Below are 25,824 nucleotides of genomic sequence, written 5' to 3'. Positions count from 1 at the left end.
ATGCCCCTGATCACAGGGGCGGTGGTTGTTATCTCAGCCTGCTTTCTTTTTACCCTTTGCCGCCGGTGCGGCAGCTGCGGGTTTTTCCGGAGTATGCAGTGAATGCTCTGTAAATTCGCGACCGTAGTAACTGTCCAGCATCAACTGTTTCAATTCAGCAATCAGCGGGTAGCGTGGGTTTGCGCCGGTACATTGATCATCAAATGCATCTTCGGCAAGTTTATCGATTTTTGCCAGGAAGTCAGCTTCCTGTACCCCGGCTTCACGGATAGATTTCGGGATCCCGAGATCAGTTTTAATCTCATCCAGCCAGTGAAGTAACGCACTGATTTTCGCTGCGGTACGGTCGCCGGGTTTACCAAGCCCCAAATGATCGGCGATTTCTGCATAGCGACGACGGGCCTGTGGCCGGTCGTACTGACTAAAGGCGGTCTGTTTGGTCGGATTATCGTTAGCATTGTAGCGGATCACGTTGGCTATCAGCAGTGCATTTGCCAGCCCGTGCGGGATATGAAACTCAGAACCCAGTTTATGGGCCATTGAGTGACAGACGCCGAGGAACGCGTTAGCAAACGCAATACCTGCGATAGTTGCCGCATTATGTACCCGCTCGCGGGCAATCGGATTTTTAGCCCCTTCATGGTAGCTTGCCGGTAAATTCTCTTTCAGCAATTTCAGCGCCTGCAGAGCCTGACCGTCAGAGTACTCATTGGCCAGTACTGAAACATAGGCTTCAAGGGCGTGAGTGACTGCATCCAGTCCGCCAAAAGCACACAGAGATTTTGGCATATCCATCACCAGATTTGCATCGACAATCGCCATATCCGGTGTCAGTGCATAATCGGCCAGCGGGTATTTCAGTCCGGTGGCATCATCAGTAACTACCGCAAACGGGGTAACTTCAGAGCCGGTACCAGAAGTGGTGGTAATAGCGACCATACTGGCTTTTACACCCATTTTCGGGAACTTATGAATACGTTTACGGATATCCATAAAACGTAATGCCAGTTCTTCGAAGTGGGTTTCGGGATGCTCGTACATCACCCACATAATTTTGGCCGCATCCATCGGGGAACCACCCCCCAGAGCAATAATCACATCAGGTTTGAAGCTGTGCATTTGTGCGGCCCCTTTGCGCACGATGCTCAGGGTAGGGTCAGCTTCCACTTCGAAGAAAACTTCCGTTTCCACACCACGGGATTTTAATACCCGCGTCACCTGATCAGCATAACCGTTATTGAATAAGAACCGGTCTGTAACAATAAAGGCCCGTTTTGCACCGTCACTGGCGATTTCTTCCAGAGCCACCGGCAATGAACCACGACGAAAATAGATGGATTTAGGGAGTTTATGCCACAACATATTTTCAGCCCGTTTAGCGACGGTTTTCTTGTTAATAAGGTGCTTAGGACCGACGTTTTCAGAGATAGAGTTCCCGCCCCATGAGCCGCAACCCAGCGTCAGTGACGGTGCCAGTTTAAAGTTATATAAATCGCCAATCCCCCCCTGAGAAGCCGGGGTATTAATCAGGATCCTCGCGGTTTTCATTTTTTCGCCAAACAGTCTGACCCGCTCAGGCTGATTGTCCTGGTCGGTATACAGGCAAGAGGTATGGCCGATACCGCCCATTTCTACCAGTTTTTCCGCTTTTTGCAGTGCATCGTTAAAACCGGTGGCACGGTACATTGCCAGGGTCGGCGACAGTTTTTCATGGGCAAAAGGTTCAGATTCATCAATATCACTGACCTCACCAATCAGAATTTTAGTATCCGGAGGCACACTGATCCCTGCCATCTCAGCAATTTTTGTCGCCGGCTGGCCGACAATCCCTGCGTTCAGGCCCCCGTTTTTCAGAATGATATCCTGCACAGCTTTTAATTCACTTCCCTGCAGCAGATAACCGCCGTGGGTCGAAAACCGTTCACGTACTGCGTCATACACAGAGCTGTCAACAATCACTGATTGCTCAGAGGCGCAGATAACACCATTGTCGAAGGTTTTTGACATCAGAATAGAAGCGACCGCTCGTTTTATATCAGCAGTATCATCGATAACGACCGGTGTATTACCGGCACCGACACCAATAGCAGGTTTACCGGAACTGTAGGCTGCTTTAACCATACCCGGTCCACCGGTGGCGAGGATCAGGTTAATGTCGGGGTGGTGCATTAACTGGTTAGATAATTCAACGGATGGCTCATCAATCCAGCCAATAATATCGGGCGGAGCACCGGCCGCAATGGCAGCCTGTAACACGATATCTGCTGCTTTGTTGGTGGCGTTTTTTGCCCGCGGATGCGGGGAGAAAATGATTCCGTTACGGGTTTTCAGACTGATTAAGGCTTTAAAAATGGCCGTCGACGTCGGGTTGGTGGTCGGGACAATCCCGCAGATAATTCCGATAGGTTCGGCAATAGTCATAGTGCCGAAAGTATCATCAGTGTCGAGGATACCGCAGGTTTTTTCGTCCTTGTAAGCGTTGTAAATATATTCCGAAGCGAAATGGTTTTTGATGACTTTGTCTTCGACGATCCCCATTCCTGACTCAGCGACCGCCATTTTCGCCAGCGGTATCCGGGCATCTGCGGCAGCTAATGCTGCGGCCCTGAAGATCTTATCAACCTGCTCCTGACTAAAGCCTGCATACTGCTGTTGTGCTTGCCTGACTCTTTCTACCAGCCCATTCAATTCAGCAACGTTTGTTACAGTCATGCTTATCTCCTGAAGGAAAATTAAACTTTTTTAGTAAACATACGTGTCAGATCGCTACCACTGTCCGCTTTTATACGGTGCTTACTAAAAGAATCTCATATCAGCATGAATTAATGAAGTCCGGTTACGTTCAGATTATGGATATGTTGCAATACAGGCACTGATGCAGATCAATTTATATGCAAGCTGATACCATTCAGCTTTATCAGTTATCCGCTTATGTAGCAAGTTTGTTTTTTAAATGTTTGTATTTGTTGATTTTGTGTGTGAGGCAGATCAGGAGATGGGGAGTATTTATTAAGTTTTGTTAATAATTATTTATCTGCCGGTTTACGGCCCGATAAGCCGGCTTAACCAGATAACCGGTAATTTGGCGGTTATCTGCCAGAACAGCGAGCCGGATGAAGGACTCTGGTATGCTTTGTGAACCCTAGCCCGGACAAAGATATCCGTTTCCTCCGCAGGGTATGGAAACGGATAAATGCGGGCATCAGACAGGCTGATTATTCACGCCACAGGATATGGCACAGTTTATGATCTTTTTCACGACATAACAGGACTCTGGCAAACACATCGGTAACAGGCTCCCCGTCGGCATCGCCTAATCCGATAATGACCTCGGCAAAAAAGTCCGGATTAAGATCAAAATCGACATGTTCGTTCCAGTCTTCTGAAGGGTCTGAAAGCTCGGCACCGCCACGCTCTTCGAACTGTAAGTTAAACAGGATAATGTCTGCAGGATCCAGATTATCCCCTGCCAGTTCCAGAAAAATATCGTATGCCTGTTCCAGCGTTTCATCTTCTGTAAGACGATTATTAAGATCCATGATCAGCCCGTATTTATTGATAGAAATATGCGGCCTTTTTTACAGTAAAGGGCTAAAGAAGTAAAACAGTCGTTCGATTATCCTGCGCCAGTAGGGCCGTTTTGCCCACTCACGGCCATCCAGTAACTGTGAGCGCAGAATATAATCCTGCTGTACACAGCTAAGATCATCACCGAAACCGGCATCATCAATCACCAGAGTCACCTCAAAATTGAGCCACAGACTGCGCATATCAAGATTGACGGTACCCACCAGGCAAAGTTCCCCGTCAACCAGCACGCTTTTGGTATGTAACAGGCCGTCGCTGAACTGATAAATTTTAACCCCTGCTGCCAGTAGTTCGGTAAAGAACGCACGACTGGCCCAGCCGACCAGCAATGAGTCGTTTTTTTGTGGCACGATCAGGCTGACATCAACACCACGTAATGCGGCGGTACAGATAGCGTGCAGCAGATCATCACTGGGTACAAAATAAGGTGTTGTCATGATCAACTGTTCACGTGCTGAATAGACGGCAGTCAGCAGTGCCTGATGGATCACATCTTCGGGAAAACCGGGACCTGAGGCTATTACCTGAATAATATGTCCACTGGCTTCTTCAAAGGGCATAATAGTTTCATCGGGCCGGGGCGGAAGAATGCGTTTACCGGTTTCAATTTCCCAGTCACAGGAAAACACAATCCCCAGTGTGATAGCCACAGGACCTTCCATTCTGGCCATTAAATCAACCCATTGTCCGACACCGGCATCCTGTTTAAAAAACCGCGGGTCAACCAGGTTCATACTGCCGGTATAGGCAATATAGTTATCAATCAGCACTATTTTACGGTGCTGGCGCAGGTCCATGCGACGAAAAAATACCCTCAGCAGGTTTACCTGCAAAGATTCGACAACGTCGATACCGGCCTCGCGGAATTTTTTCGGCCACGGACTGCGGAAAAAACTGCGGCTTCCGGCTGAGTCGAGCATCAGCCGACAGAAAACCCCTCTGCGGGCGGCAGTAATTAATGCCGCTGCCACGTCATCAGCCTGGCCTCCGGGTTGCCAGATATAAAACACCATCTCAATATTGTGTTCTGCCAGGTCAATATCCCGGATAAGCGAACGCATTACGTCATTTGAGCTGGTCAGTAATTCCAGTTGGTTACCTTTGACTCCGGCGATCCCGTGGCGATGCTCACATAGCTTAAATAAAGCACTGGCAACACTGCTGGTACTGGTTGCAAAAATATGAGATGACTTTTTTAAGTCCGCCAGCCACCGGGAAGTGGCAGGCCACATCGTTCTGGCACGCTCCGCCCGGCGTTTACCGAGATATAATTCACCGAAACTCAGATAAGCAATTATTCCCACCAGTGGCAGAATATAAATAATAAGCAACCAGACCATCGAGGAAGAGGCGGTCCTGCGCTTCATTAAAATTCTCAGGGTAACGGCAGCGATCAGCAGCCAGTAGCCAAACAATATAAACCCGTTAACGAAGGAATAGAATGTCGTCATTAAATGGAATTCCGGTTTATGCTTTATCTATTGAGTGTACGTGTACTCAGCATATTGTGAAACCTTTTCTGAAAGCAGCGTTGGATCCGGGGAATAACGGCGTATACTGGCCGAAATGATACTCACGGGAGGTAATCATGAAAAGAAGCAGAAACGAAGTCGGGCGCTGGCGGATGGCGCGGCAAAGTAATCGCCGTAAAGTACGCTGGCTGGAGGCCCAGTCACGGCGTTATACACATATCCGGTTAATCAGACATCAGCTTGCGAAACAACAAAGGCGATCACTGCTGTTTATACTTCCGGAACTGGGGCCGTCGGTTACCCATTATTTCTGAAAATTATCTGGCGGAGATGCAGTGTAATACTGGCGGTGAGGAATAACAGAATATCATGTCGCCCGCTGTGTTATGTTATCCGCCGGTTACCCTGTCTGCCGGTATACACATATTCTAAAAAGGATAGCCGGAAACCGCCCCGCAGAGCGGCGATACGGGTGTAATCTATCCGGGAATTGAAGGCAGCCTGGCATGAATAATCGCTTTCTCAGCCTCTTCCAGATTGATAAACCCCTGCTTTAGCATGGCGAACAAATATCTTTTACCTGCAATATGACGCGTCATCCGGACATCGACTTCCTGAGATACATTTTCCGGGGGGGATTCTGTAGTAGTTTGTTGCGGGGGACGTTCGATGGTGATAGTTATGGTTTTCGGTATATTGTCTGCTTCTGTTTGCCTGGTTTCGGTTGTTCCGTCTTTATGAAAAACTAATACGTGATATTTCATATAAACCTCCTGCCATATCGAATGAATAATCCTGTGCCGCTCATCGGAGTTCGCCGGCAACAAACTTCAGCCCGTGTGGCGGCAGAATACTCCTATCAGTATAGCAGGCTGTCACAGGGCAAAGGGGGATACTGTACTGTGGAGCGAACTGAATCTGTCTGTCATCTCTGAGCAGTGCACATTGTATATAAGCCGCGACTGACAATATCCGGTTGCGGGCAAAAAGCGCAGTACAGTGTATTGCATTTTTTGCCCGGCGCTTATCAGTCACAATATGTGCTGGATCAGCATTTCATCAGCTCAGAAGACCTTTTTAAATGGCCTGACCGTCACTTTCTGGTAAACACCGGCTGCTATGTAGGGGTCATCGTTAGCCCAGGATTGAGCATCTTCGAGGGATGGAAATTCAGCGATCACGGTAGAACCGGTGAATCCCGCGACTCCGGGTTCGTTACTGTCGACGGCTGGCATTGGACCGGCAACAATTAATTTTCCTTCATCCTGCAATAATTGCAGACGAGCCAGGTGGGCAGGGCGCACAGACTGCCTTTTTTCCAGTGAGTCAGGGAAGTCTTCAGCGTAAATGACGTATAACACGATGATTATCTCTTACGGCAAAAAATTGAGAACCCAACGTTAAGCTAACCGCGCCATCAGTGCAAATAAAATGGCACATATCCGTCAGCGATACGTATTGAAACTGATTGCTATTTGCATTTAAAATGATTCATCACTGAACTGACCAGATAGCTATGAGCACTCTTACAGAACAATTTCCAAAACGTTTTTCATTATCCATGGTGGTATCAGTCGCTCTTCATGGTGCGGTGGTTGCCGGGTTGCTGTTTGCCTCATTCAACCAGGTCCTGAACGTGCCCACACCCCAGTCTGCTATCAGCGTGTCGATGGTTGCTCCGGAGGTTCAGCCTGAGGCGGCGAAAAGCCAGCCGGAGCCGGTACAGCCTGTGACCCCTCCGACACCTCAGCCAGTGCAGCCACAACCTGAACCACAGCCGGCCCCGGCCCCCGAACCCCCTCTGGATAAACCGGTACCGATTGCCAAACCGGAGCCGAAACCGAAGCCGAAACCTGAGGTAAAAAAACGCCATGAGGTGAAGAAAAAAGCAGTCAAACCTAAGCCTGTAATAAAACCGGTCGAAAAGCCTGTGACTGAAAATAAACCGACACTGACAGCACAACAAAAAAATAATCCGGCAGATCAGACCAAAGCACAAACCGCGCCGCAAACGTCGCGTAATGATCAGCAAAGTATTTCTCAGGGTAAACCACAGGCGGTCAGTATTACCAGCCCGGCCTACCCGGCCAGAGCTCTGGCTTTTCACCTTGAAGGACGGGTGAAAGTACAGTTCGATGTGGACAGTGATGGCAGGGTCGTGAATGAGCGTATTATTGAGGCGCAGCCGAAGAATATGTTTGATCGCGAAGTTAAACAGGCGATGCGGCGCTGGCGTTACCAGAGTGGCAAGCCAGGCACCGGACTGACGATGACTATATTGTTTAAAATTGATGGCAGTTCATCAGTGCAATAATAGCTGTTGCTGAGAGATAAAGCGCAGTTATGCGCTTTACCTCTCACGGCAGGGTGTTACGGGTAGCTTTTATTGGCTATCAGCTCACTGAGTTTCCTTGGTTTTCCTTTATCATCCACCGCAACGTAAATAAATACGGCTTCTGTGGTGCAGTAAGTCTGACCAATCGGCTCGGAAGAAACTTTTTTAATCCATACCTCAACATTAATAGTAATTGAACTGTTGCCGGTACGTATACAGCGGGCATGACAAGTGACAACGTCACCGATAGCGGCGGGTTTAAGAAATGTCATACCGTCGACACGCACAGTAACAACACGGCCATTGGCGATTTCTTTTGCCAGAATCGCTCCCCCCATATCCATCTGGGACATTAACCAGCCACCAAATATATCACCATTTGCATTGGTATCTGCCGGCATTGCCAGTGTACGCAGCACCATCTCACCTTGCGGCTGTCTCAGACTGTCGGTCATTTATTATTCTCTTTATTAAAAAAGTGGCCTGCAGGAAGGCCACCCGGGTATTACTTTTCTTCGCGTGGCAGATGCCGCCATATATAAAGACCACAGGCAGCAGTAAATAGCAGAGTTAATGCGGTCAGGCCGAAGACCTTAAAGTTAACCCAGAAAGATTCAGGCAACCAGAATGCGACATAAATATTGACCAGCCCGCAAACGAAGAAAAATATTGCCCAGGCAATATTCAAACGTCGCCAGACTGCGGAAGGTAATACCAGCTCTTTACCCAGCATTGATTGAATTAATGGCTGTTCCATCCACCACTGACTGAATAACAATGCGGCAGCAAATAATGTATAAATAACCGTCACTTTCCATTTTATAAATTCATCATTATGGAAAATCAGTGTCAAAGAACCAAATACAGTCACCAGAATAAACGTAATGATAGTCATTTTTTCCAGTTTTTTGTACAGCACCCAGCTGACAACCAGTGCAATCGCGGTTGCGGCAATCAGTGCGCCTGAGGCAACGAAAATATCGTATAGCTTATAAAAAATGAAAAAGACGACAAGAGGCAAAAAGTCCAGTAATTGTTTCATAGCAGGTCCGGATAATGCGGCTCACCGGCAGGCGAGCCGAAAAAGTAAAACAGACGGTTAGCGTATCAGCATATACACACGGAACAGATAGATTACCAGCATTGCTGACAGTAAATTACCCAGAGTGGTGGCGATAATAGCCGCTGTTGTTGCAGGAAGTGCGGTGAGCGAAGCGAAGATAAACATCAACACAACTTTAGCCAGCAACCAGCAAATAACCGCGGGAGCCAGGGCTTTCATATTGTTCCAGGCCAGTGGCACGCTTTGTTTCATCGAGCCGAAAATACCGGCACGTTTCTGGCTCAGTAATACCGGAGACAGGGAAAACAGAACTGCCAGAAAAATCCCCGGGATGACAAAGGCCATAAAACCGAGCTGAACGATCAGTGTCACGATAAAGGTCTGAATAAGTAAAGCAGGCAGAAAACCGACAGAGGCTCCTATCGCCCCTAAGGCACTGAGCCGTTTACCGGAAGAAGCCGACGGGATCAGCACCAGCATCCCGCCCAGTAATAATGTGTTACCCAGTAAAGCAGCCAGAGTGCCGACAGCCGAGCTGTGCAGTAATATTCTTTGCTGTTCGGGTGACATATTCTGCAGCACTTCAATCAGTGAGCCTGCGTTGTCATTGCTTTGCATTAATGCAGACAGCTGTTCGGCACCCGGAGAAAAAACGGTACCCAGCAGAACGGTAACGAAAGCGCTGACCAGAGAGATCAGTGTTATCGTTTTTAGCTGGTGGCGCAAAAAATTTGCGGAATCACGGTATAACGAGCTGGCCGTGAGAGACATGTACACTCCTTTGGGAAACAAATGAATTAACCGCAAGATTGTACATGTTAACCACGCCTGCGGGCACCCTCACTTACATAACTTTCTGCTTTTATCTCCGCCCGGATGATTAATACTCATTATCGGGCTTTTTTTGAACGATTATAGCCTTAATACTCCGGATTATTAACAGAAGATCTAAGACAATTTTTTTAGTTAAAACGCGAAACTGTTAGCTGATAAAAATTGATCTGGATCAAGGCTTTGTTTTTTAACTATTTTTTCAGGCGGGAAAAACATGATTTTCTGCGTGAATCGCGATACACATAGCAACAACAAAATACAATGTAAAAATTGTTCACATTGAAAACAATAAAAGCAGACGAGTTCAGGAGAGGAGTGGCTATGAAAATCGGAAAAATTGCATTATTACTGGCAGCACTGTTACCGGCAGCAGCGTCAGCTCACCAGGCAGGTGACTTCTTTATCAGGGCTGGCAGCGCAACTGTCCGGCCGACCGGGGGTTCTGATAATGTGCTGGGCTTAGGTGAATTTAATGTCAGTAACAATACCCAGCTGGGATTGACTTTTACTTATATGGCGACGGACCATATTGGTGTTGAATTACTGGCAGCCACGCCTTTCCGCCACAAGGTCGGACTGGGGCCGACGGGCACTCTGGCCACCGTTCACCAGTTACCGCCGACACTGATGGCCCAGTATTACTTCCTGGATAATAGCTCTAAATTCCAGCCTTATGCCGGTATTGGTGTTAACTACACGACCTTCTTTAATAACAAATTCAATGACACCGGACGCGCGGCGGGTTTATCTGATCTGCATGTGAAGGACTCCTGGGGCGTGGCCGGACAACTGGGTATGGACTACCAGATTAATCAGCACTGGATGCTGAATACATCCCTGTGGTACATGGACATTAATACCAAAGTGAAATTCAAAGCCAATGGCGATCAGCAAAGCATCAAAACTAACATTAATCCGTGGGTCTTCTTCTTCGGTGTAGGTTACAGCTTCTGAGTACCTTGCCTGCGTTATTCGCAGGGACGGATATTGCTGAATAAAACATTATTTCCGATACGCCCGATACTCTGTATCGGGCGCTTTGTTTTCATCGGCGATGATATATACCGGCAGCCGAATAAAGTCAGTCAGGGCGATTTTTGCAGGGGGGATACAAAGGAACATCGGGGGCAGAATAAGAAAAAGCGCATTGCTGCGCTTTTTCTGTAATACAGTTCAGCTATTTGATCTGCATATTATCAACCACCGAGGTGACACCAGGCACTCTGCGGGCAACTTCAACTGCACGGCTTGCTGTTTGCAGGTTGGACACAAAACCACTGAGTTGCACACGTCCTTTAAATGTTTCGACTTTAATTTCGGTCGATCTGAGTTCTTTGGTACCCAGTAACTGAGCTTTGACTTTGGTGGTGATCACGGTGTCATCAATATAACCTCCGGTACCTTCTTTTTTCGGGCCGGGCGCACAGGCAGTTAATGATAATGCCACCACTGATGCCAGTACTGCACTGGCTAATACCTTAATAAACTTCATTTACTGCCTCCCTGTATAATAAAGGTTATGCCGGGATTTTCCGGTACACTTATAGTGTAATCCTAAATTTTTAATCTACCAGTTTTGTTGCCAAAAAAGGCACCGCGGGGTGCCTGTCTGTCGGAGAAAAGGGCTATCAGCGGGTGGCCGCTTTTAATGAGGCAGCAAAGTCGGTCAGTTTTTTCAGCATTATGGCGGGCTGTTGCAGGTTCTGTTCGATAATTCTGACGACGGCAGAACCGGATATTGCCCCTGCAGCACCGGAAGCGATAGATTCCTTCACCTGAGAAGGTTCAGAAATACCGAAGCCCTGAATCGGGGGGGCTGCATGGTACTCATGCAGTTTGCTGATTATATGCTGCAACGGCAGGGCGGCTTTATGTTCGGTACCGGTGACACCGGCACGGGATAACAGATAAGTATATCCGCGGCCGTGAGATGCGATTTCACGTAATAAATCATCACTGGCATTCGGCGGGCAGACAAAGATTGGCGCAATATGGTGCCGCATTGCTGCCTGACGGAAGGGCTGTGACTCCTCCATGGGGACATCAGCGACCAGAACCGAATCGACACCGGCTTGCTGGCAGCGGGCATAAAACGCATCAATGCCGGGACTGAAAACCAGATTAGCGTAAATTAACAAGCCAATCGGCAGATCCGGATATTTATTACGTACCTGAGTGATAATATCGAAGCTTTTGTTGCTGTCCATCCCGGCGCTGAAAGCGCGCAGGTTGGCCGCCTGAATTGTCGGGCCGTCAGCCAGGGGATCAGAGAACGGGAAGCCCAGCTCCAGGGCATCCGCCCCTCCGGCGACCAGCGCATCGATAATTTGCAGCGATAACTCAGCCCCCGGATCTCCCAGCGTGACAAATGGCACAAAAGCACCTTCTTTACGCTCAGCCAGGCGATTAAATAAAGCAGAATAACGTTCCATCAGATTTCTCCTCGCTGCTGCAGAATATCATGCACCGTAAATATGTCTTTATCACCGCGGCCTGAGAGGTTAACAACCAGTAATTGTTCTTTTTCCGGCGCCTGACGGGCCATTTTCAGCGCATGGGCCAGCGCATGGGAGGATTCCAGCGCCGGGATAATACCTTCGTGGCGTGACAGATCTTTAAATGCTTCCAGAGCTTCATCATCGGTAACTGAAACATAATCTGCGCGGCCGATACTGTTCAGCCATGCATGTTGCGGGCCGACTGACGGGAAGTCGAGTCCGGCAGAAATGGAATAAGACTCTTCAATCTGCCCGTCTTCTGTACGCATCATGGGTGCCTTCATACCGAAATAGATACCGGTTTTACCGTGTTTTAACGGCGCACCATGTTGTCCGGATTCAATGCCGAGTCCCGCCGGTTCGACGCCAATCAGCCCGACAGAAGATTCATCAATAAAATCAGCGAACATTCCGATAGCATTGGATCCGCCACCCACGCAGGCAATCACCGCATCAGGCAGACGGCCTTCGTGTTCCATAATCTGTACGCGGGTCTCTTCGCCAATCATACGCTGAAATTCACGGACGATAGTCGGGAACGGGTGCGGGCCAGCCGCGGTACCCAGCATATAGTGTGCGGTCTCGTAACTGCCAGACCAGTCGCGCAGAGCCTCATTACAGGCATCTTTCAGGGTGGCTGAACCACTGTGTACCGGAATGACTTCTGCACCCATCAGGCGCATTCTGAATACATTCGGCGACTGACGTTCCACATCTTTGGCGCCCATATAAATCCGGCATTTCATACCCAGTAAGGCACAGGCAATGGCAGAAGCAACACCATGTTGTCCGGCCCCGGTTTCCGCGATAATCTCGTTTTTGCCCATCCGTTTCGCCAGTAATGCCTGTCCCAGCACCTGATTTGTTTTGTGAGCACCGCCGTGTAATAAATCTTCACGTTTCAGGTAGAGGCGGGTACGGGTACCTTCGGTAATATTCCGGCACAGGGTCAGCGCAGTCGGTCGTCCGGCGTAGTCTTTTAACAGTCGCACAAACTCAGCCTGGAACTCAGGATCACGCTGGGCACTGACAAAAGCTTCTTCCAGCTGGCTGAGTGCCGGCATCAGAATTTGCGGAACATACATCCCGCCAAATTCACCAAAATAGGGGTTCAGTAAAGTCATAACTCAATTTCCTGTATCGTCAGATGACGCATCCTGATTAGTAAGCTCGTAATTGCCGGAAAACGTCCGCCAGTTTTTTCGGATCCTTGATGCCGGGAGCAGTTTCAACACCGGAATTAAAATCCAGACCGGCACAGCCGGTCAGGGCCGCTTCTGCACAGTTTTCCGCATTCAGCCCGCCGGCCAGCATAACATTATGTAAGTCCTGTCCTTGCAGCAGTGACCAGTCAAAACGCTGACCGCTGCCGCCGTTACCGTTATCAAACAGATAACGATCCGTATCAGGCAGGTTACGCTCCGGCAGATGGTCGCTGATACTGAAAGCCTTCCAGATAGCAATCTGTGACGGTAACTGCTGACGCAGCGCAGCAATAAATTCAGCCGATTCACTGCCATGTAGCTGAACAGCACTCAGCCGCAAATGGCTGGCGATACCGGCCACCTCTTCGGCCGGCTGGTCGCGGAAGACTCCGACAAACTTCAACGGAGCAGCTGCAACAATTTCCTCCGCCTGACGGAGGCTGACCTGGCGTGGTGAGCCCTGTGCAAAGATGATTCCGCCATAAACCGCACCGGCTTGCCATGCGGCTGCGGCATCTTCACTGCGGGTCAGTCCGCAGACTTTGTTATCACCGATCAATACCCGGCGAACCGCCACCGCCAGGTTGTCTTCTGACATTAATGAAGAACCTATCAGGAAGCCATTGGCATAACGGCGCAGTTCAGCAATCTGCTGGTAGTCATAAATACCGGACTCACTGATCACAATGGTGTCCTGAGGCAATTGCGGTGCCAGCTGACGGGTCTTATCTAAATCAATTGACAGGTCGCGCAGGTCACGATTATTGATTCCTGCGACCCGTGGTTTCAGCTTAAGCGCCCGATCCAGCTCCTGCTGGTTACTGATTTCGGTCAGTACCCCCATATTCAGCGAATGGGCAACATCGGCCAGAGCCTGATACTGCTGATCATCCAGTACCGACAACATCAGTAAAATGGCATCGGCCTGATAATAGCGGGCCAGATAGATTTGATAAGGGTCAATAATAAAATCTTTGCACAGGACAGGCTGAGTAATAGCGGCACTGACTTCAGGTAAAAATTCAAAATTGCCCTGAAAGTATTTCTCATCGGTCAGAACCGAAACTGCAGAAGCGTAGTCACGGTAAACGGCAGCAATCGCTGCAGGGTCGAAGTCTTCGCGAATCAGCCCCTTTGACGGTGAGGCTTTCTTACATTCCAGAATAAAGGCACTCTTATCACGCTGTAATGCCTGGTAGAAATTACGCGCCGAAGGCACCAGCGCCTGTTGAAAGTCTGAAAGGGGTTGTCGTGCTTTACGCGCTGCCAGCCAGAGAGCTTTATCTGCAACTATTTTTTCTAAAACGGTACCCTTCATGGTTATCCTCTTGCTGCCAGTGCAGTGACTAACTCATACGCCCGGCCACTGCGGATCATCGCAATAGCCTGTTCAGCGTTATGGCGTAAATCTTCATTACCGAATAATTTCATCAGCATCGCGACATTAATTGCAATAGCCTGTTCGTGAGCCGTCTGACCATTACCCTGCAGTAACTGACGTAAAATATCACGATTTTCCTGAGGCGTACCGCCCGCCAGCGACTCTTTTTCATGGAATTCCAGCCCGAAGTCCGGCGGACTGATGTCATAGCGGGTGATTTCCCCGTCGCGTAATTCTGCCACCTGTGTCGGCGCATGGATCGCTATTTCGTCCATCCCGCCGCCATGTACCACGGCCGCGCGGCGATAACCCAGCACTTTCAGCGTTTCGGCCACCGGCTGAATTAACTGCGGGCTGTAAACGCCGATCAGTGCCAATGGCGGCCGGGCAGGGTTAATCAGCGGCCCGAGCACATTAAACAGTGTCCGTGTCTGTAACTGCTTGCGTACCGGCATCGCATAGCGAAAACCACTGTGGTACTGAGGGGCGAACAGAAAACAGAGGTTCTGTTGGTCCAGTGCCGCGCGGGCATTTTCCGCTGTCATATCGAGGTTAATACCAAACGCCGCCAGCAGGTCCGAAGACCCGGATTTACTGGATACGCTGCGGTTGCCATGTTTAGCGACCTTCAGACCACAGGCCGCTGCGACAAAAGCACTGGCGGTTGAAATATTGATACTGTTACTGCCGTCACCGCCGGTACCGACAATATCGGCAAACAGATAGTCAGGCCGCGGGAAAGGGCGTGCGTTATCCAGTAAGGCTGTGGCGGCTCCGGCAATTTCATCGGGAGTTTCGCCCCGCACTTTCATGGCGATCAATGCGGCACCCAGCGAGACGGGATCCATTTCACCGGTGATGATGGCAGAGAAAAGCCGCTCGCTTTGTTGCCGGTCAATATTTTTTCCCTGATAGAGTTGTTCCAGAATCTGTTGCATCGGCAAATCCTTTAGTCGCTAAGCGCCCAGCTGAGGGTCTGTTCCAGTAATGTTGCTCCCCGTGTCGTCAGAATTGACTCAGGATGGAACTGAAAACCACAGACTTTATCTTCATCATGACGGATGGCCATCACCATACCGTTAAAGGTGGCGTTTACGGTGAGATCCGGCGGAATATTGCTGCCGACCAGCGAATGGTAACGGGCGACAGGTAACGGGTCAGGTAAGCCACTGAACATTTCCTGGCCGTCATGACTGATAGCCGATGCTTTACCATGCAGTATTTCACCCGCCTGGCCGACAGTGCCGCCATAACTCTCAACAATCGCCTGGTGACCGAGGCAGATACCGATAACCGGTACTTTTCCGCGCACTGCAGCCAGTAGCGCAGGCATTGACCCCGCATCAGCAGGTGCCCCCGGCCCCGGAGAAAGCATCAGTACCGGATTTTCCATACTGCGCAGCTGTTCGAGCAGTGTTTCGACAGGCAGACTGTTACGGTACACCATCACGCGGTGACCAAAAGTACGTAACTGATCGACCAGGTTATAGGTAAATGAATCAAAGTTATCCAGCAGTAAAATATCAGCCATCAGAAAATCTCCTTACAGTGATGAGCTGTCGCAATGGCGCGTAATACTGCGCGTGCCTTATTGCGGCTTTCGTCGGCTTCCGCCTGGGGGACCGAATCCAGTACCACACCGCCGCCGGCCTGTACTGTGGCAATGCCTTCTTCGACATAGGCTGAACGAATAACAATACAGGTATCAAAGTCACCGCTGCCGGTAAAGTAGCCGACAGCGCCGCCGTATGACCCGCGGCGGGTACCTTCTGATTCGGCAATCAGCTGCATTGCCCTGACTTTAGGCGCACCACTCAGGGTCCCCATATTCATGACGGCGCGGTAAGCATGTAGCACATCGAGGTCTTCGCGCAGGGTGCCGATCACCCGGGAGACCAGGTGCATCACAAAGGTGTAGCGGTCGACTTTCGTCAGGTCAGCAACATGGCGGCTGCCGGGCACACAAATCCGTGCCAGATCATTACGGGCCAGGTCGACCAGCATCAAATGCTCCGCCAGTTCTTTCTGGTCGGTACGCATTTCCAGCTCAATCCGGCTATCCAGATCTTTATCCAGTTCCCCGGCGGCATTCCGTCCGCGGGGACGGGTACCGGCAATCGGGTAAATTTCTATCTGACGGGAGGCTGCGGAATATTTTAATGAACTTTCCGGGGAAGCACCGAACAGTGTGAAATCCCGGTCCTGCATAAAGAACATATAGGGGCTCGGATTGCTGCGTTTCAGGGTATCGTAGGCTGCCAGTGGCGACGGGCAGGGTAATGAGAAACGGCGCGACGGAACAACCTGAAAAATCTCTCCGATGCGGATGGCATGCTGAAGTTTACTGACAACATCGCAATAGACTTCGTCGCTCTGGTTACAGTTCAGTTCCATCTGCTCGACTTTTTTCGCCACCAGAGCAGCAGCAGGCTGCTGCATTTGCTGATTCAACTGGTGAATACGTTGCTGCAAACGCTGAAATTCGCTGGCGGACGGGGTAAACACGCTGGCCTGCAGCCTGGCCGTCCGCGACTGGTGGTCGATGACCAGTAACGTCTCTGCCAGATAAAAGCAATAATCGGGGCAGCGCTGGTGGTTATCGAGTTCCGGTAATGTTTCGAACCCGGCAACTAAATCATAGGCAAACAGCCCCCCCAGCATAACCGATTCACGGTGTCGGTCACTGTGTTCTACCAGTGAAGGAATTAAACGCAGAGCATCAAATACTGATACGGATTTCAGGCGTGAGTCTTCATCCTGTAACGGATCGATCGCCGGAAAAAAGAATTCGCGACCATCAGGACGTACCCGGATATCGACACTGGCGGGCAGTGCAGCATCCAGCAGGGGAAGCAGGCTGGCACCATTTTCGGAAAGCGCCTGAACCGAAACCTGTTGCCCCATAGCACTGATCCTTAAAGCGCTATCGGTAATTAACAGACTTTGCAGGTTATCTTTACTGTCCACATCGGCAGATTCCAGCAGCAGAGTGGCCGGACGGGCACCGCAAAGCTGGTTGAAAACCGCGGCCGGGTCATCCCTGTAGGGGGCATCACCGGTAATAATTTTTAATTCTGGTTTTGCTTTAGCCATGGTTATTTCTCTGAATTTTTTTCAACAAAAAGCCCGCATTCTGCGGGCCCTGAAATCTGCACTGTGGTTACACTTACGGTGCACGACAACATCGCCCGGTCAGGGGAGAGTCATGCGCCACCAGCGTGAAGAATGTAAAGTCATAACCAACATGAGAAGTATCCTTATCTGAACTTGTGTACTAGTTAACTGGTTCATGCGCGGATTGTCAATACATCTTTTCCAGTTATTGCTAAAATCCCTGTATCCGCACAAAGGATCAGTTATTGGAGTTAATTTGACAGAACCAACGGCATTTCAGCTGTATGATTTACATAGCCATACCCGGGCATCCGACGGAGTGCTCAGTGCAGAAGAGCTGGTGTTAAGGGCACATGAGCGCGGAGTCGATGTGCTGGCTATTACCGACCACGATACAACAAATGCGATTGAACCGGCCCGCCAGGCCATTGCCAGGCATCAGTTGCCATTGCAACTGATGAGTGGTGTGGAAATTTCAACACTATGGGAAAACCACGAAATCCATATTGTTGGTCTGGGGATGGACATTAATCATCCGGCTCTCTGTGCACTTCTTGATAGCCAGCATCAGAAACGCTGGCAGAGAGCTGAAGAGATCGCCCGCAGGCTTGAGCGGGCAAATATCCCCGGCGCGTTACAAGGTGCGAGTGCACTGGCGGGGGAAGGGCAGATAACCCGTGGCCATTTTGCCCGCTATCTGGTCGGGTGTGGTAAAGCCTCCACCATGGCTCAGGTCTTTAAACAGTATCTGGCGCGGGGCAAAACCGGATATGTGCCCGCCCAATGGTGTACAATAGAACAGGCAATTGATGCGATCCATCAGTCCGGAGGCAGGGCGGTGGTTGCCCACCCCGGACGCTATGATCTATCGGCAAAATGGTTAAAGCGGTTGCTGAAATTTTTTGCCGACCACGGCGGAGATGCCATGGAAGTTGCCCAGTGCCAGCAGGCACCTGATGAACGCCAGCAGTTAACCCGATATGCTCAGGATTACGGACTGGCCGCATCTCAGGGATCTGATTTTCATCAGCCTTGCGCCTGGATAGAACTGGGCCGAAAACTGTGGTTACCGGCCGGTGCTGAAGCGGTATGGCTGCGTTTTCCGGAAATTCAAAGTAGTGCACCGTTGCAAACCGGTGCAGGGAGCGAAGTATGAGTCAGTTTTTTTATATCCATCCGGAGAATCCACAACCACGTCTGATCAGTCAGGCGGTGGATTATCTGAATAAAGGCGGTGTGATTGTTTATCCGACCGATTCCGGCTATGCACTGGGATGCAAACTTGAAGATAAGTCGGCGCTGGAGAGAATTTGCCGGCTCCGTCAGCTGGATGATTCACACCATTTTACACTGATGTGTCGTGATCTTTCTGAACTGTCGACCTATGCTCAGGTAGATAACAGTGCCTTCCGCTTAATTAAAAATAATACCCCGGGGTGCTATACCTTTTTACTTAAGGCAACCAAAGAAGTGCCGCGGCGTTTGATGAATGATAAGCGCAAAACTATCGGTCTGCGCGTAACTTCCCATCCGGTAGCTCAGGCATTACTGGAAGCACTCAACGAACCGTTAATGTCCACCACACTTATGTTACCGGGGAATGATTTTGCCGAGTCAGATCCGGAAGAGATCCAGTTAAGTATCGGTAAGCAGGTCGATCTGATCCTGAATGGCGGTACTATCGGTCAGCAACCGACCACAGTGGTTGATTTAACCGGCGATGCCCCGGAAATTATGCGTGAAGGTGCCGGTGATCCTCATCCGTTCCGCTAATTTATCCATGATTCAGAGCATTGCTCTGCAACTGTCTGAATAATAAAAATCGTTACATTGTGACTGCCATCCTGTATAATGGCAGTCAGTTTTTACGTAAGTATTTGATTTTAATATTAAATATACCCTAAACCTGAGGCCTGGGAAGGCGACAGTGAGGCATGCTCCATGAGCGAAAAGTTACAAAAAGTATTAGCACGTGCCGGACATGGTTCGCGCCGTGAAATTGAAGCAATTATCTCCGCCGGTCGGGTCAGTGTTGACGGGAAAATCGCCAGCCTGGGTGATCGGGTCGAAAGCAACAATTCCCTGAAAATCCGTATTGATGGTCATCTGGTACGTGTGGCAGAAAGTGCCAGCGAAGTGTGCCGGGTGCTGGCTTACTACAAACCGGAAGGTGAGTTATGTACCCGTAACGATCCTGAAGGCCGTCCGACGGTGTTTGACCGTCTGCCTCGCCTCAACGGCGCGCGCTGGATAGCGGTAGGGCGTCTCGACGTCAATACCTGTGGCTTAATGTTATTTACCACCGATGGTGAACTGGCTAACCGCCTGATGCATCCCAGCCGTGAAGTGGAGCGTGAATACGCTGTCCGCGTTTTCGGCCAGATTGATGATGATAAAATTCGTCAGTTAAGTGTCGGTGTTCAGCTGGAAGATGGTCCTGCTGCGTTTAAAACCCTTAAGTTTGCTGGCGGAGAAGGTCTCAACCAGTGGTATAACGTAACCCTGACCGAAGGGCGTAACCGCGAAGTGCGCCGGTTATGGGAAGCCGTTGGTGTGCAGGTCAGCCGACTGATGCGCGTTCGCTATGGTGATATCGTTCTGCCCAAAGGTTTGCCGCGGGGCGGGTATATGGAAATGGATCTGACCTCAGTGAATTATCTGCGTCAGCTGGTGGAAATGCCGGAAGAAACAGAAACCAAACTTGCGGTCGAAAAAGATCGTCGTCGTACCAAAGCGAACCAGATCCGTCGTGCGGTGAAAAAGCACAGCCAGGCTGGCAGTAAAAGTACTCCCCGCCGTCCGGCTTCTGGCCGCAGTACGGCTGGCCGAGCGGCGACTGGCCGGCCGGTATCAAAACGCAATAACGGTAAAGGCTGACAGTTATTACCCTGCCTGAAACCCCGGTTCTCCGGGGTTTTTTTACAGGTTTATTCTGCCGGACCGGCTTTACGGCCGGGTTGTGCATCGAAACTGATCCCCGTCTGGCCTCTGCTGGCATCAGTCATCAGATACAAGTAAACAGGCATAATATCTGCCGGTGTTTTGAGCAGTGCTGCATTCTCCTCAGGGAACGCGCTGGCGCGCATTGAAGTTCGGGTACCGCCCGGATTAATGCAGTTTACCCGCAAATTGCTGTGCTGATACTCGGCGGCCAGTACCTGCATCATGCCTTCGGTGGCAAACTTAGAGACTGCATAACTTCCCCAGCCCGCCCGGCCTTCGCGTCCGACACTGGAACTGGTAAAAACTAACGACGCCGCCGGGGCGTTAAGCAGCAAAGGCAGTAATGCCCTGGTCAGAAAAAAAGTCACCTCCAGATTAATTTTCATGACCTGTTGCCACTCTTGTTCCGGAATATCGGCCATTGGCTGGATCGTGCCGAGAATACCTGCATTATGCAGTACACCTTCCAGTTGCGGCGCGGTGCGGGCTATTTGATCAGCAAATTCACGACACTGTGCGGCGTCAGCAGTGGCGAAGTCGAGCAGAAATATTTCGGCAGGGCTCTGTCCGAAAGCCGCGATTTGCCGGCGGACATCTTCCAGTTTCTGCGGGTTTCTGCCGGTCAGCAGTACCCTGGCACCCTGGCGGGCATAGGTCAGTGCCGCTTCACGGCCAATGCCATCAGAGGCGCCAGTGACCAGAATAGTGTGATTTTTCAGACTTAGATTGTCGGACTGGTTGTTCACGGGCGGGTCCTTTGTTTTTTATATTTCATACAGTTATGTCGTAAATTATCATATGATACACTCTGAGGACAGGCTGTTAATTTCCTGTTTCGTCACCGTCTGAGACAGGCTGTATTGTGTCAGACCGGACGGAATAACATGCGTTTTAACCGATGTGACAGAGGTGGACTGAGTGAGTTTTATTGCAGAATATGGGTTATTTTTAGCAAAAATTGTCACCCTGGTCGTGGCGATTATTGCGCTGGTGGTGGTATGCGTTGGTGTTTCGTCCCGTAAAAAAACGGGGCAGGGGCAGTTACAGCTTGGTCATCCCGGTGAAGATTATCAGACGCTGAAACAAACACTGGCGGTCGCAACGCTTCCTGAGCATGAGCAGAAAAACTGGCTGAAAGGGCAGAAAAAGCAACAGAAAGAGCAAGCCAAAGCAGAAAAAGCGGCAAGGAAGCAGGGAACCCCGCCACCGGCAAAGAAAACACTATTTGTTCTGGATTTTAAAGGCAGTATGGATGCCGGCGAAGTGGCTTCTTTACGTAAAGAAATTTCAGCGGTCCTGTCTGTGGCCACCGCCGGTGATGAAGTGTTGTTGAAACTGGAAAGCCCGGGCGGTGTGGTGCACGGCTATGGCCTGGCAGCGTCCCAGTTACAGAGGCTGCGCGATCACGGGATCCGTCTGACCGCGGTAGTCGATAAAGTGGCTGCCAGTGGCGGGTATATGATGGCTTGTGTCGCCTCACATATTGTTGCCGCGCCTTTTGCGATTATCGGCTCCATCGGGGTGGTTGCTCAGGTACCTAACTTTAATCGCCTGCTGAAACGTAATGATATTGATATTGAACTGCATACGGCCGGTCAGTATAAACGGACGCTGACGCTGCTTGGCGAAAATACGGATGAAGGCCGGGAAAAATTTCGCGAAGATCTTAATGAAACTCATCAGTTATTTAAATCATTTGTTCATCAAATGCGCCCGTCTCTGGACATTGACTCGGTGGCGACCGGCGAGCACTGGTACGGACGTCAGGCTCTGGAAAACGGGCTGATTGACGAGATTGCCACCAGTGATGAAGTAATTATCAGTAAAATGGATGAATTCAATTTATTATCCGTAAGTTACACTAAGAAAAAAAGTGTCATTGAGCGTTTTACCCAAAGTGGTGCCAGTGTTGCAGAACGCCTGCTGCTTAAATGGTGGCAAAAGGGCGAAAAGCCCTTGTTGTAACCCGCCTGTGTTATTGTGGCTACAGACAACCGAACCCCGGCAATTGCCGGGGTTACTGTTTCAGACAGTACAGAGGTGACAATTCCTGTGTCAGGGCTTTAAACACATTAAAGGCCGCGGTACTTTGTTTTGTCGGCAATCCCTGTGCGTCTGCAAACCAGGGGCCGCTAAAAATCAGTAAGTTACCTTGCTGACGTACAGCTGTAATTTCCATGGATGGCAGATAATCCGGATATCCGGTCATTTGTTCGCTGGCCAGTGCAATCAGAGTTGCAGAATCAACAGCCCGGGGTTTTCCGTTCATAGCATGCTCCTGTTGCTGATATATCATTACAAATCCGGAGGGTATTTTACGGCAAGAGTAACCACCGGGACAAAATTATTGGTGCTATTAGTGGCGATAAATACGCCAGGATGCTAATAAAGTTGCGTAACAGATTTTATCAGGTACAGTGTGGACGATTTGCGAATCAGGGAGTTCACGCCGTCAGCGGCCAGGATACCTGAGTAAAAGATTATTTTAATCATACTGTTAATATCCGGGCTATGGTTAGTTATCGATGATGTGGCGTGATTAGTGAGAGTCGGCAGCAAGCGCACTTGTTGCAAATCAGGGGAGTCATCCTCTCCCGTTCTTCAGGACGTTTTTATTAGGTAAAGTTATCTATGGGTAAAGCACTCGTTATTGTTGAGTCACCGGCAAAGGCTAAAACTATTAATAAATACCTTGGCAGTGGCTTCGTTGTTAAATCCAGTGTGGGTCATATTCGAGACCTGCCGACCAGCGGTTCGTTAGCGAAAAAAACGGCAGAAGCCGGTAAAGCTAAAACAACGAAAACCGGTAAGAAAGACGAGAAAAGTGCCCTGGTAAACCGCATGGGCGTTGATCCGTGGCATGGCTGGAAAGCCAACTATCAGATTTTACCGGGTAAAGAAAAAGTCGTTTCTGAATTACAGGCGCTGGCCGCTGATGCAGATCACATCTATCTGGCGACGGATTTGGACCGTGAGGGTGAGGCGATAGCCTGGCACTTACGGGAAGTTATTGGCGGAGATGACCAGCGTTTCAGCCGTGTGGTATTTAACGAAATTACCAAAAATGCGATACGTCAGGCATTTGAACAGCCCGGTGAGCTGAATATCGATCGTGTTAATGCTCAGCAGGCCCGGCGTTTTATGGACCGGGTCGTCGGCTATATGGTATCGCCATTATTGTGGAAAAAAGTCGCCCGCGGTTTATCTGCCGGCCGGGTACAGTCTGTGGCTGTACGACTGGTGGTTGAGCGGGAACGCGAAATCAAGGCCTTTGTTCCGGAAGAATACTGGGATATTGACGTTCGTCTGAATACCGCCGCGGGCAATGAGTTACTGATGCGGGTCACACATCAGGGTGATAAAGCTTTTCGTCCCGAAAATAAAGAAACGACTCAGGCAGCCGTTTCTTTGCTGGAAAAAGCCTCTTACCGGGTTACCGAGCGGGAAGATAAACCCACCAGCAGTAAGCCCGGCGCACCTTTTATCACTTCCACATTACAGCAGGCGGCCAGTACGCGGCTGGGCTTTGGGGTGAAAAAAACCATGATGATGGCTCAGCGTCTGTATGAAGCGGGTCATATTACCTATATGCGTACCGACTCCACGAATCTGAGTCAGGATGCCATCGAAATGGCACGTACTTATATTGATGAGAGTTTTGGTGACAAATACCTGCCCAAAACGGCGACCCTGTATGCGAACAAGGATAATTCACAGGAAGCGCACGAAGCTATTCGTCCTTCGGATGTGAATGTTGTCGCCGAACAGCTCAAAGATATGGAAGCGGATGCGCAGAAACTTTATCAGTTAATCTGGCGTCAGTTTGTTGCCTGTCAAATGATGGCGGCGAAGTATGATTCAACCACACTGACTGTACAGGCCGGCGATTACCGTCTTAAAGCCAAAGGACGTACATTACGTTTCGATGGCTGGACAAAAGTGATGCCGGCTTTACGTAAAAATGATGATGATTTGACTCTGCCAGCCATTGAGGTGGGTGAGTCCCCGGCTTTACTTGATGTGCTTCCGGCCCGTCACTTCACCAAGCCACCGGCCCGTTTCAGCGAAGCATCGCTGGTTCGTGAACTGGAAAAACGCGGTATCGGTCGTCCGTCGACTTACGCGTCAATTATCTCAACTATCCAGGATCGCGGTTACGTCAGAACCGAAAGCCGTCGCTTTTATGCCGAGAAGATGGGCGAAATTGTGACTGACCGGCTGGAAGGTAACTTCCGCGAACTGATGAACTACGACTTCACCGCCCGGATGGAAGACAACCTTGATCAGGTGGCCAGCAATCAGGCGGAGTGGCGTGCTGTACTGGATCATTTCTTCGCTGATTTCAGTCAGCAACTGGAACAGGCGGATAAAGACCCTGAAGAAGGGGGAATGCAGCCTAACCAGATGGTCATCACCTCAATTGAATGTCCGGCCTGCCAGCGACATATGGGAATACGCACCGCGACAACCGGTGTATTTCTCGGGTGTTCCGGCTATGCATTACCCCCAAAAGAGCGGTGTAAACAGACCATCAATCTGATTCCGGAAAATGAAGTATTAAATATTCTGGAAGGCGATGATGCGGAAACCAACGCATTACGCGCACGACCACGTTGTCAGAAATGCGGCACTGCAATGGACAGCTACCTGATCGATGAAAAACGCAAACTCCATGTCTGTGGTAACAACCCATCCTGTGATGGCTATCAGATTGAAGAGGGTGAGTTCCGCATCAAAGGCTATGATGGTCCGGTGGTGGAGTGTGAGAAATGCGGAAATGAAATGCATCTGAAAATGGGGCGTTTCGGTAAGTATATGGCCTGTACTAATGACGCCTGTAAAAATACCCGTAAAATCCTGCGTAACGGTGATGTTGCACCGCCAAAAGAAGATCCGGTACCGTTACCTGAATTAGCCTGTGAAAAGTCAGATGCTTATTTTGTGTTACGTGATGGTGCTGCAGGTATTTTCCTGGCAGCGAATACATTCCCTAAATCACGTGAAACCCGGGCACCGCTGGTGGAAGAATTACAGCGTTTCAGTGACCGTCTGCCGGAGAAGTTCGCTTATCTGACCCGGGCACCTGCCGCTGATCCTCAGGGAAATAAAACCCTGGTACGTTTTAGCCGCAAAACTAAGCAGCAGTATATTTCTTCTGAAAAGGAAGGCAAGGCAACCGGCTGGTCAATGTTTTATATTGACGGTAAATGGCAGGAAGCTAAAAAATAAAGCGTGCAGTACATCGGGGCCAGCGTTTGCTGGCCCTTTTATTTTTAACTGATATAGCTATTTGTTCTGTTGATAATTGTTTAATGCTATAGTAGTTATAGAAAAAATGCGTGTGTAGTCTGTTAATAATCAAAGAGATTATTAACAGATAATTATTTTGCA

23 protein-coding genes and 1 pseudogene are annotated in these 25,824 nt (G+C 49.8%); 8 read left to right on the top strand and 16 right to left on the bottom strand.

Annotated features, from left to right (window positions below):
* Positions 1–33 precede the first annotated feature (33 nt).
* From adhE to cls, 3 genes are all read right to left on the bottom strand, one after another.
* Positions 34–2,712 (bottom strand): bifunctional acetaldehyde-CoA/alcohol dehydrogenase, encoded by a 2,679-nt coding sequence (gene adhE / locus JK216_RS00995; protein ID WP_212707861.1) that lies wholly within the window; start codon positions 2,710–2,712, stop codon positions 34–36.
* Positions 2,713–3,215: 503 nt separating this feature from the next.
* A complete protein-coding gene (locus JK216_RS00990; RefSeq protein WP_212707875.1) occupies positions 3,216–3,545 on the bottom strand; it encodes an HI1450 family dsDNA-mimic protein in 330 nt (109 codons plus the stop codon).
* A gap of 33 nt (positions 3,546–3,578) precedes the next feature.
* Positions 3,579–5,039, bottom strand: a complete 1,461-nt coding sequence (gene cls / locus JK216_RS00985) for a cardiolipin synthase (RefSeq protein WP_212707860.1) — start codon at positions 5,037–5,039, stop codon at positions 3,579–3,581.
* Between the two features lie 137 nt (positions 5,040–5,176).
* Between cls and JK216_RS00980 the strand changes: the two genes are divergently transcribed.
* Positions 5,177–5,374 carry a YciY family protein gene (locus JK216_RS00980; protein WP_212707859.1) on the top strand — a complete coding sequence of 66 codons (198 nt, stop codon included), beginning with the start codon at positions 5,177–5,179 and terminating at the stop codon, positions 5,372–5,374.
* Between the two features lie 165 nt (positions 5,375–5,539).
* Here JK216_RS00980 and JK216_RS00975 read toward each other — a convergent pair whose 3' ends face one another.
* Positions 5,540–5,824 (bottom strand): hypothetical protein, encoded by a 285-nt coding sequence (locus tag JK216_RS00975; RefSeq protein ID WP_212707858.1) that lies wholly within the window; start codon positions 5,822–5,824, stop codon positions 5,540–5,542.
* A gap of 300 nt (positions 5,825–6,124) precedes the next feature.
* Complete coding sequence (locus tag JK216_RS00970; RefSeq protein WP_212711665.1) at positions 6,125–6,421, bottom strand: YciI family protein; 297 nt, start codon at positions 6,419–6,421, stop codon at positions 6,125–6,127.
* A gap of 155 nt (positions 6,422–6,576) precedes the next feature.
* Between JK216_RS00970 and JK216_RS00965 the strand changes: the two genes are divergently transcribed.
* Entirely contained in the window at positions 6,577–7,374 is a 798-nt protein-coding gene (locus tag JK216_RS00965) for an energy transducer TonB (protein WP_212707856.1), read from the top strand.
* A 56-nt stretch (positions 7,375–7,430) separates the two neighbouring features.
* Here JK216_RS00965 and yciA read toward each other — a convergent pair whose 3' ends face one another.
* The 3 genes from yciA to JK216_RS00950 are packed head-to-tail and all read right to left on the bottom strand — an operon-like array spanning position 7,431 to position 9,229.
* Positions 7,431–7,850, bottom strand: a complete 420-nt coding sequence (gene yciA, locus JK216_RS00960) for an acyl-CoA thioester hydrolase YciA (RefSeq protein WP_212707855.1) — start codon at positions 7,848–7,850, stop codon at positions 7,431–7,433.
* Between the two features lie 50 nt (positions 7,851–7,900).
* Positions 7,901–8,437 carry a septation protein A gene (locus JK216_RS00955; RefSeq protein ID WP_212711666.1) on the bottom strand — a complete coding sequence of 179 codons (537 nt, stop codon included), beginning with the start codon at positions 8,435–8,437 and terminating at the stop codon, positions 7,901–7,903.
* 57 nt (positions 8,438–8,494) lie between these two features.
* Complete coding sequence (locus JK216_RS00950) at positions 8,495–9,229, bottom strand: YciC family protein (RefSeq protein ID WP_212707853.1); 735 nt, start codon at positions 9,227–9,229, stop codon at positions 8,495–8,497.
* A 384-nt stretch (positions 9,230–9,613) separates the two neighbouring features.
* Between JK216_RS00950 and ompW the strand changes: the two genes are divergently transcribed.
* Complete coding sequence (ompW, locus tag JK216_RS00945; protein WP_212707852.1) at positions 9,614–10,246, top strand: outer membrane protein OmpW; 633 nt, start codon at positions 9,614–9,616, stop codon at positions 10,244–10,246.
* A 223-nt stretch (positions 10,247–10,469) separates the two neighbouring features.
* On the opposite strand, the gene JK216_RS00940 is transcribed toward ompW, so the two are convergent.
* The 6 genes and pseudogenes from JK216_RS00940 to JK216_RS00910 form a co-directional block, all read right to left on the bottom strand.
* Positions 10,470–10,784 (bottom strand): BON domain-containing protein, encoded by a 315-nt coding sequence (locus tag JK216_RS00940; RefSeq protein ID WP_212707851.1) that lies wholly within the window; start codon positions 10,782–10,784, stop codon positions 10,470–10,472.
* Positions 10,785–10,920: 136 nt separating this feature from the next.
* The gene (gene trpA / locus JK216_RS00935) at positions 10,921–11,724 is read right to left on the bottom strand and encodes a tryptophan synthase subunit alpha (RefSeq protein WP_212707850.1); all 804 of its coding nucleotides are present in this window, start codon (positions 11,722–11,724) and stop codon (positions 10,921–10,923) included.
* Positions 11,724–12,914: a tryptophan synthase subunit beta gene (gene trpB, locus JK216_RS00930; RefSeq protein WP_212707849.1), complete on the bottom strand. Its 1,191-nt coding sequence runs from the start codon at positions 12,912–12,914 to the stop codon at positions 11,724–11,726. Before trpB ends, trpA begins: the two co-directional genes overlap by 1 nt.
* 37 nt (positions 12,915–12,951) lie before the next feature.
* Complete coding sequence (trpCF, locus tag JK216_RS00925; RefSeq protein ID WP_212707848.1) at positions 12,952–14,313, bottom strand: bifunctional indole-3-glycerol-phosphate synthase TrpC/phosphoribosylanthranilate isomerase TrpF; 1,362 nt, start codon at positions 14,311–14,313, stop codon at positions 12,952–12,954.
* A 2-nt stretch (positions 14,314–14,315) separates the two neighbouring features.
* Positions 14,316–15,907, bottom strand: a pseudogene (gene trpD, locus JK216_RS16980) (bifunctional anthranilate synthase glutamate amidotransferase component TrpG/anthranilate phosphoribosyltransferase TrpD).
* Positions 15,907–17,469 (bottom strand): anthranilate synthase component 1, encoded by a 1,563-nt coding sequence (locus tag JK216_RS00910; protein ID WP_212707845.1) that lies wholly within the window; start codon positions 17,467–17,469, stop codon positions 15,907–15,909. The pseudogene trpD and the gene JK216_RS00910 overlap by 1 nt, the downstream one beginning before the upstream one ends.
* A 265-nt stretch (positions 17,470–17,734) precedes the next feature.
* On the opposite strand from JK216_RS00910, the gene JK216_RS00905 reads away from it, so the two are divergent.
* The 3 genes from JK216_RS00905 (at position 17,735) to rluB (ending at position 20,367) form a co-directional block, all read left to right on the top strand.
* A complete protein-coding gene (locus tag JK216_RS00905) occupies positions 17,735–18,646 on the top strand; it encodes a PHP domain-containing protein (protein WP_349290153.1) in 912 nt (303 codons plus the stop codon).
* Positions 18,643–19,263, top strand: coding sequence for an L-threonylcarbamoyladenylate synthase (locus JK216_RS00900; protein ID WP_212707844.1), 621 nt, complete (start codon positions 18,643–18,645; stop codon positions 19,261–19,263). Before JK216_RS00905 ends, JK216_RS00900 begins: the two co-directional genes overlap by 4 nt.
* Before the next feature lie 168 nt (positions 19,264–19,431).
* Positions 19,432–20,367, top strand: a complete 936-nt coding sequence (rluB, locus tag JK216_RS00895; RefSeq protein WP_212711667.1) for a 23S rRNA pseudouridine(2605) synthase RluB — start codon at positions 19,432–19,434, stop codon at positions 20,365–20,367.
* Positions 20,368–20,417: 50 nt separating this feature from the next.
* Here the strand turns inward: rluB and JK216_RS00890 are convergent, their stop codons facing one another.
* Complete coding sequence (locus JK216_RS00890; RefSeq protein ID WP_212711668.1) at positions 20,418–21,179, bottom strand: YciK family oxidoreductase; 762 nt, start codon at positions 21,177–21,179, stop codon at positions 20,418–20,420.
* A gap of 172 nt (positions 21,180–21,351) precedes the next feature.
* Between JK216_RS00890 and sohB the strand changes: the two genes are divergently transcribed.
* Positions 21,352–22,398 (top strand): protease SohB, encoded by a 1,047-nt coding sequence (gene sohB, locus JK216_RS00885; protein WP_212707841.1) that lies wholly within the window; start codon positions 21,352–21,354, stop codon positions 22,396–22,398.
* Between the two features lie 52 nt (positions 22,399–22,450).
* On the opposite strand, the gene JK216_RS00880 is transcribed toward sohB, so the two are convergent.
* Complete coding sequence (locus tag JK216_RS00880) at positions 22,451–22,702, bottom strand: DUF2498 family protein (RefSeq protein WP_212710592.1); 252 nt, start codon at positions 22,700–22,702, stop codon at positions 22,451–22,453.
* A 362-nt stretch (positions 22,703–23,064) separates the two neighbouring features.
* Here JK216_RS00880 and topA point away from each other — a divergent pair, with 362 nt between their 5' ends.
* The gene (topA, locus tag JK216_RS00875) at positions 23,065–25,662 is read left to right on the top strand and encodes a type I DNA topoisomerase (RefSeq protein WP_212711669.1); all 2,598 of its coding nucleotides are present in this window, start codon (positions 23,065–23,067) and stop codon (positions 25,660–25,662) included.
* Positions 25,663–25,824: the final 162 nt, after the last annotated feature.

The sequence above is a fragment of the Tatumella sp. JGM94 genome, assembly GCF_018257595.1.
GTDB classification, from domain to species: domain Bacteria; phylum Pseudomonadota; class Gammaproteobacteria; order Enterobacterales; family Enterobacteriaceae; genus Tatumella; species Tatumella punctata.
This window is presented reverse-complemented; position numbering and strand designations above follow the sequence as displayed.

Bases quoted from the DNA above. Each gene is read 5' to 3' on its own strand.
- trpCF (WP_212707848.1), bottom strand. From the start codon at position 14,313: ATGAAGGGTACCGTTTTAGAAAAAATAGTTGCAGATAAAGCTCTCTGG.
- cls (WP_212707860.1), bottom strand. From the start codon at position 5,039: ATGACGACATTCTATTCCTTCGTTAACGGGTTTATATTGTTTGGCTAC.
- JK216_RS00955 (WP_212711666.1), bottom strand. From the start codon at position 8,437: ATGAAACAATTACTGGACTTTTTGCCTCTTGTCGTCTTTTTCATTTTT.
- ompW (WP_212707852.1), top strand. From the start codon at position 9,614: ATGAAAATCGGAAAAATTGCATTATTACTGGCAGCACTGTTACCGGCA.
- adhE (WP_212707861.1), bottom strand. From the start codon at position 2,712: ATGACTGTAACAAACGTTGCTGAATTGAATGGGCTGGTAGAAAGAGTC.
- JK216_RS00880 (WP_212710592.1), bottom strand. From the start codon at position 22,702: ATGAACGGAAAACCCCGGGCTGTTGATTCTGCAACTCTGATTGCACTG.
- trpB (WP_212707849.1), bottom strand. From the start codon at position 12,914: ATGACTTTACTGAACCCCTATTTTGGTGAATTTGGCGGGATGTATGTT.
- topA (WP_212711669.1), top strand. From the start codon at position 23,065: ATGGGTAAAGCACTCGTTATTGTTGAGTCACCGGCAAAGGCTAAAACT.
- JK216_RS00910 (WP_212707845.1), bottom strand. From the start codon at position 17,469: ATGGCTAAAGCAAAACCAGAATTAAAAATTATTACCGGTGATGCCCCC.
- JK216_RS00980 (WP_212707859.1), top strand. From the start codon at position 5,177: ATGAAAAGAAGCAGAAACGAAGTCGGGCGCTGGCGGATGGCGCGGCAA.
- JK216_RS00940 (WP_212707851.1), bottom strand. From the start codon at position 10,784: ATGAAGTTTATTAAGGTATTAGCCAGTGCAGTACTGGCATCAGTGGTG.
- JK216_RS00900 (WP_212707844.1), top strand. From the start codon at position 18,643: ATGAGTCAGTTTTTTTATATCCATCCGGAGAATCCACAACCACGTCTG.
- trpA (WP_212707850.1), bottom strand. From the start codon at position 11,724: ATGGAACGTTATTCTGCTTTATTTAATCGCCTGGCTGAGCGTAAAGAA.
- yciA (WP_212707855.1), bottom strand. From the start codon at position 7,850: ATGACCGACAGTCTGAGACAGCCGCAAGGTGAGATGGTGCTGCGTACA.
- JK216_RS00950 (WP_212707853.1), bottom strand. From the start codon at position 9,229: ATGTCTCTCACGGCCAGCTCGTTATACCGTGATTCCGCAAATTTTTTG.
- JK216_RS00965 (WP_212707856.1), top strand. From the start codon at position 6,577: ATGAGCACTCTTACAGAACAATTTCCAAAACGTTTTTCATTATCCATG.
- JK216_RS00975 (WP_212707858.1), bottom strand. From the start codon at position 5,824: ATGAAATATCACGTATTAGTTTTTCATAAAGACGGAACAACCGAAACC.
- rluB (WP_212711667.1), top strand. From the start codon at position 19,432: ATGAGCGAAAAGTTACAAAAAGTATTAGCACGTGCCGGACATGGTTCG.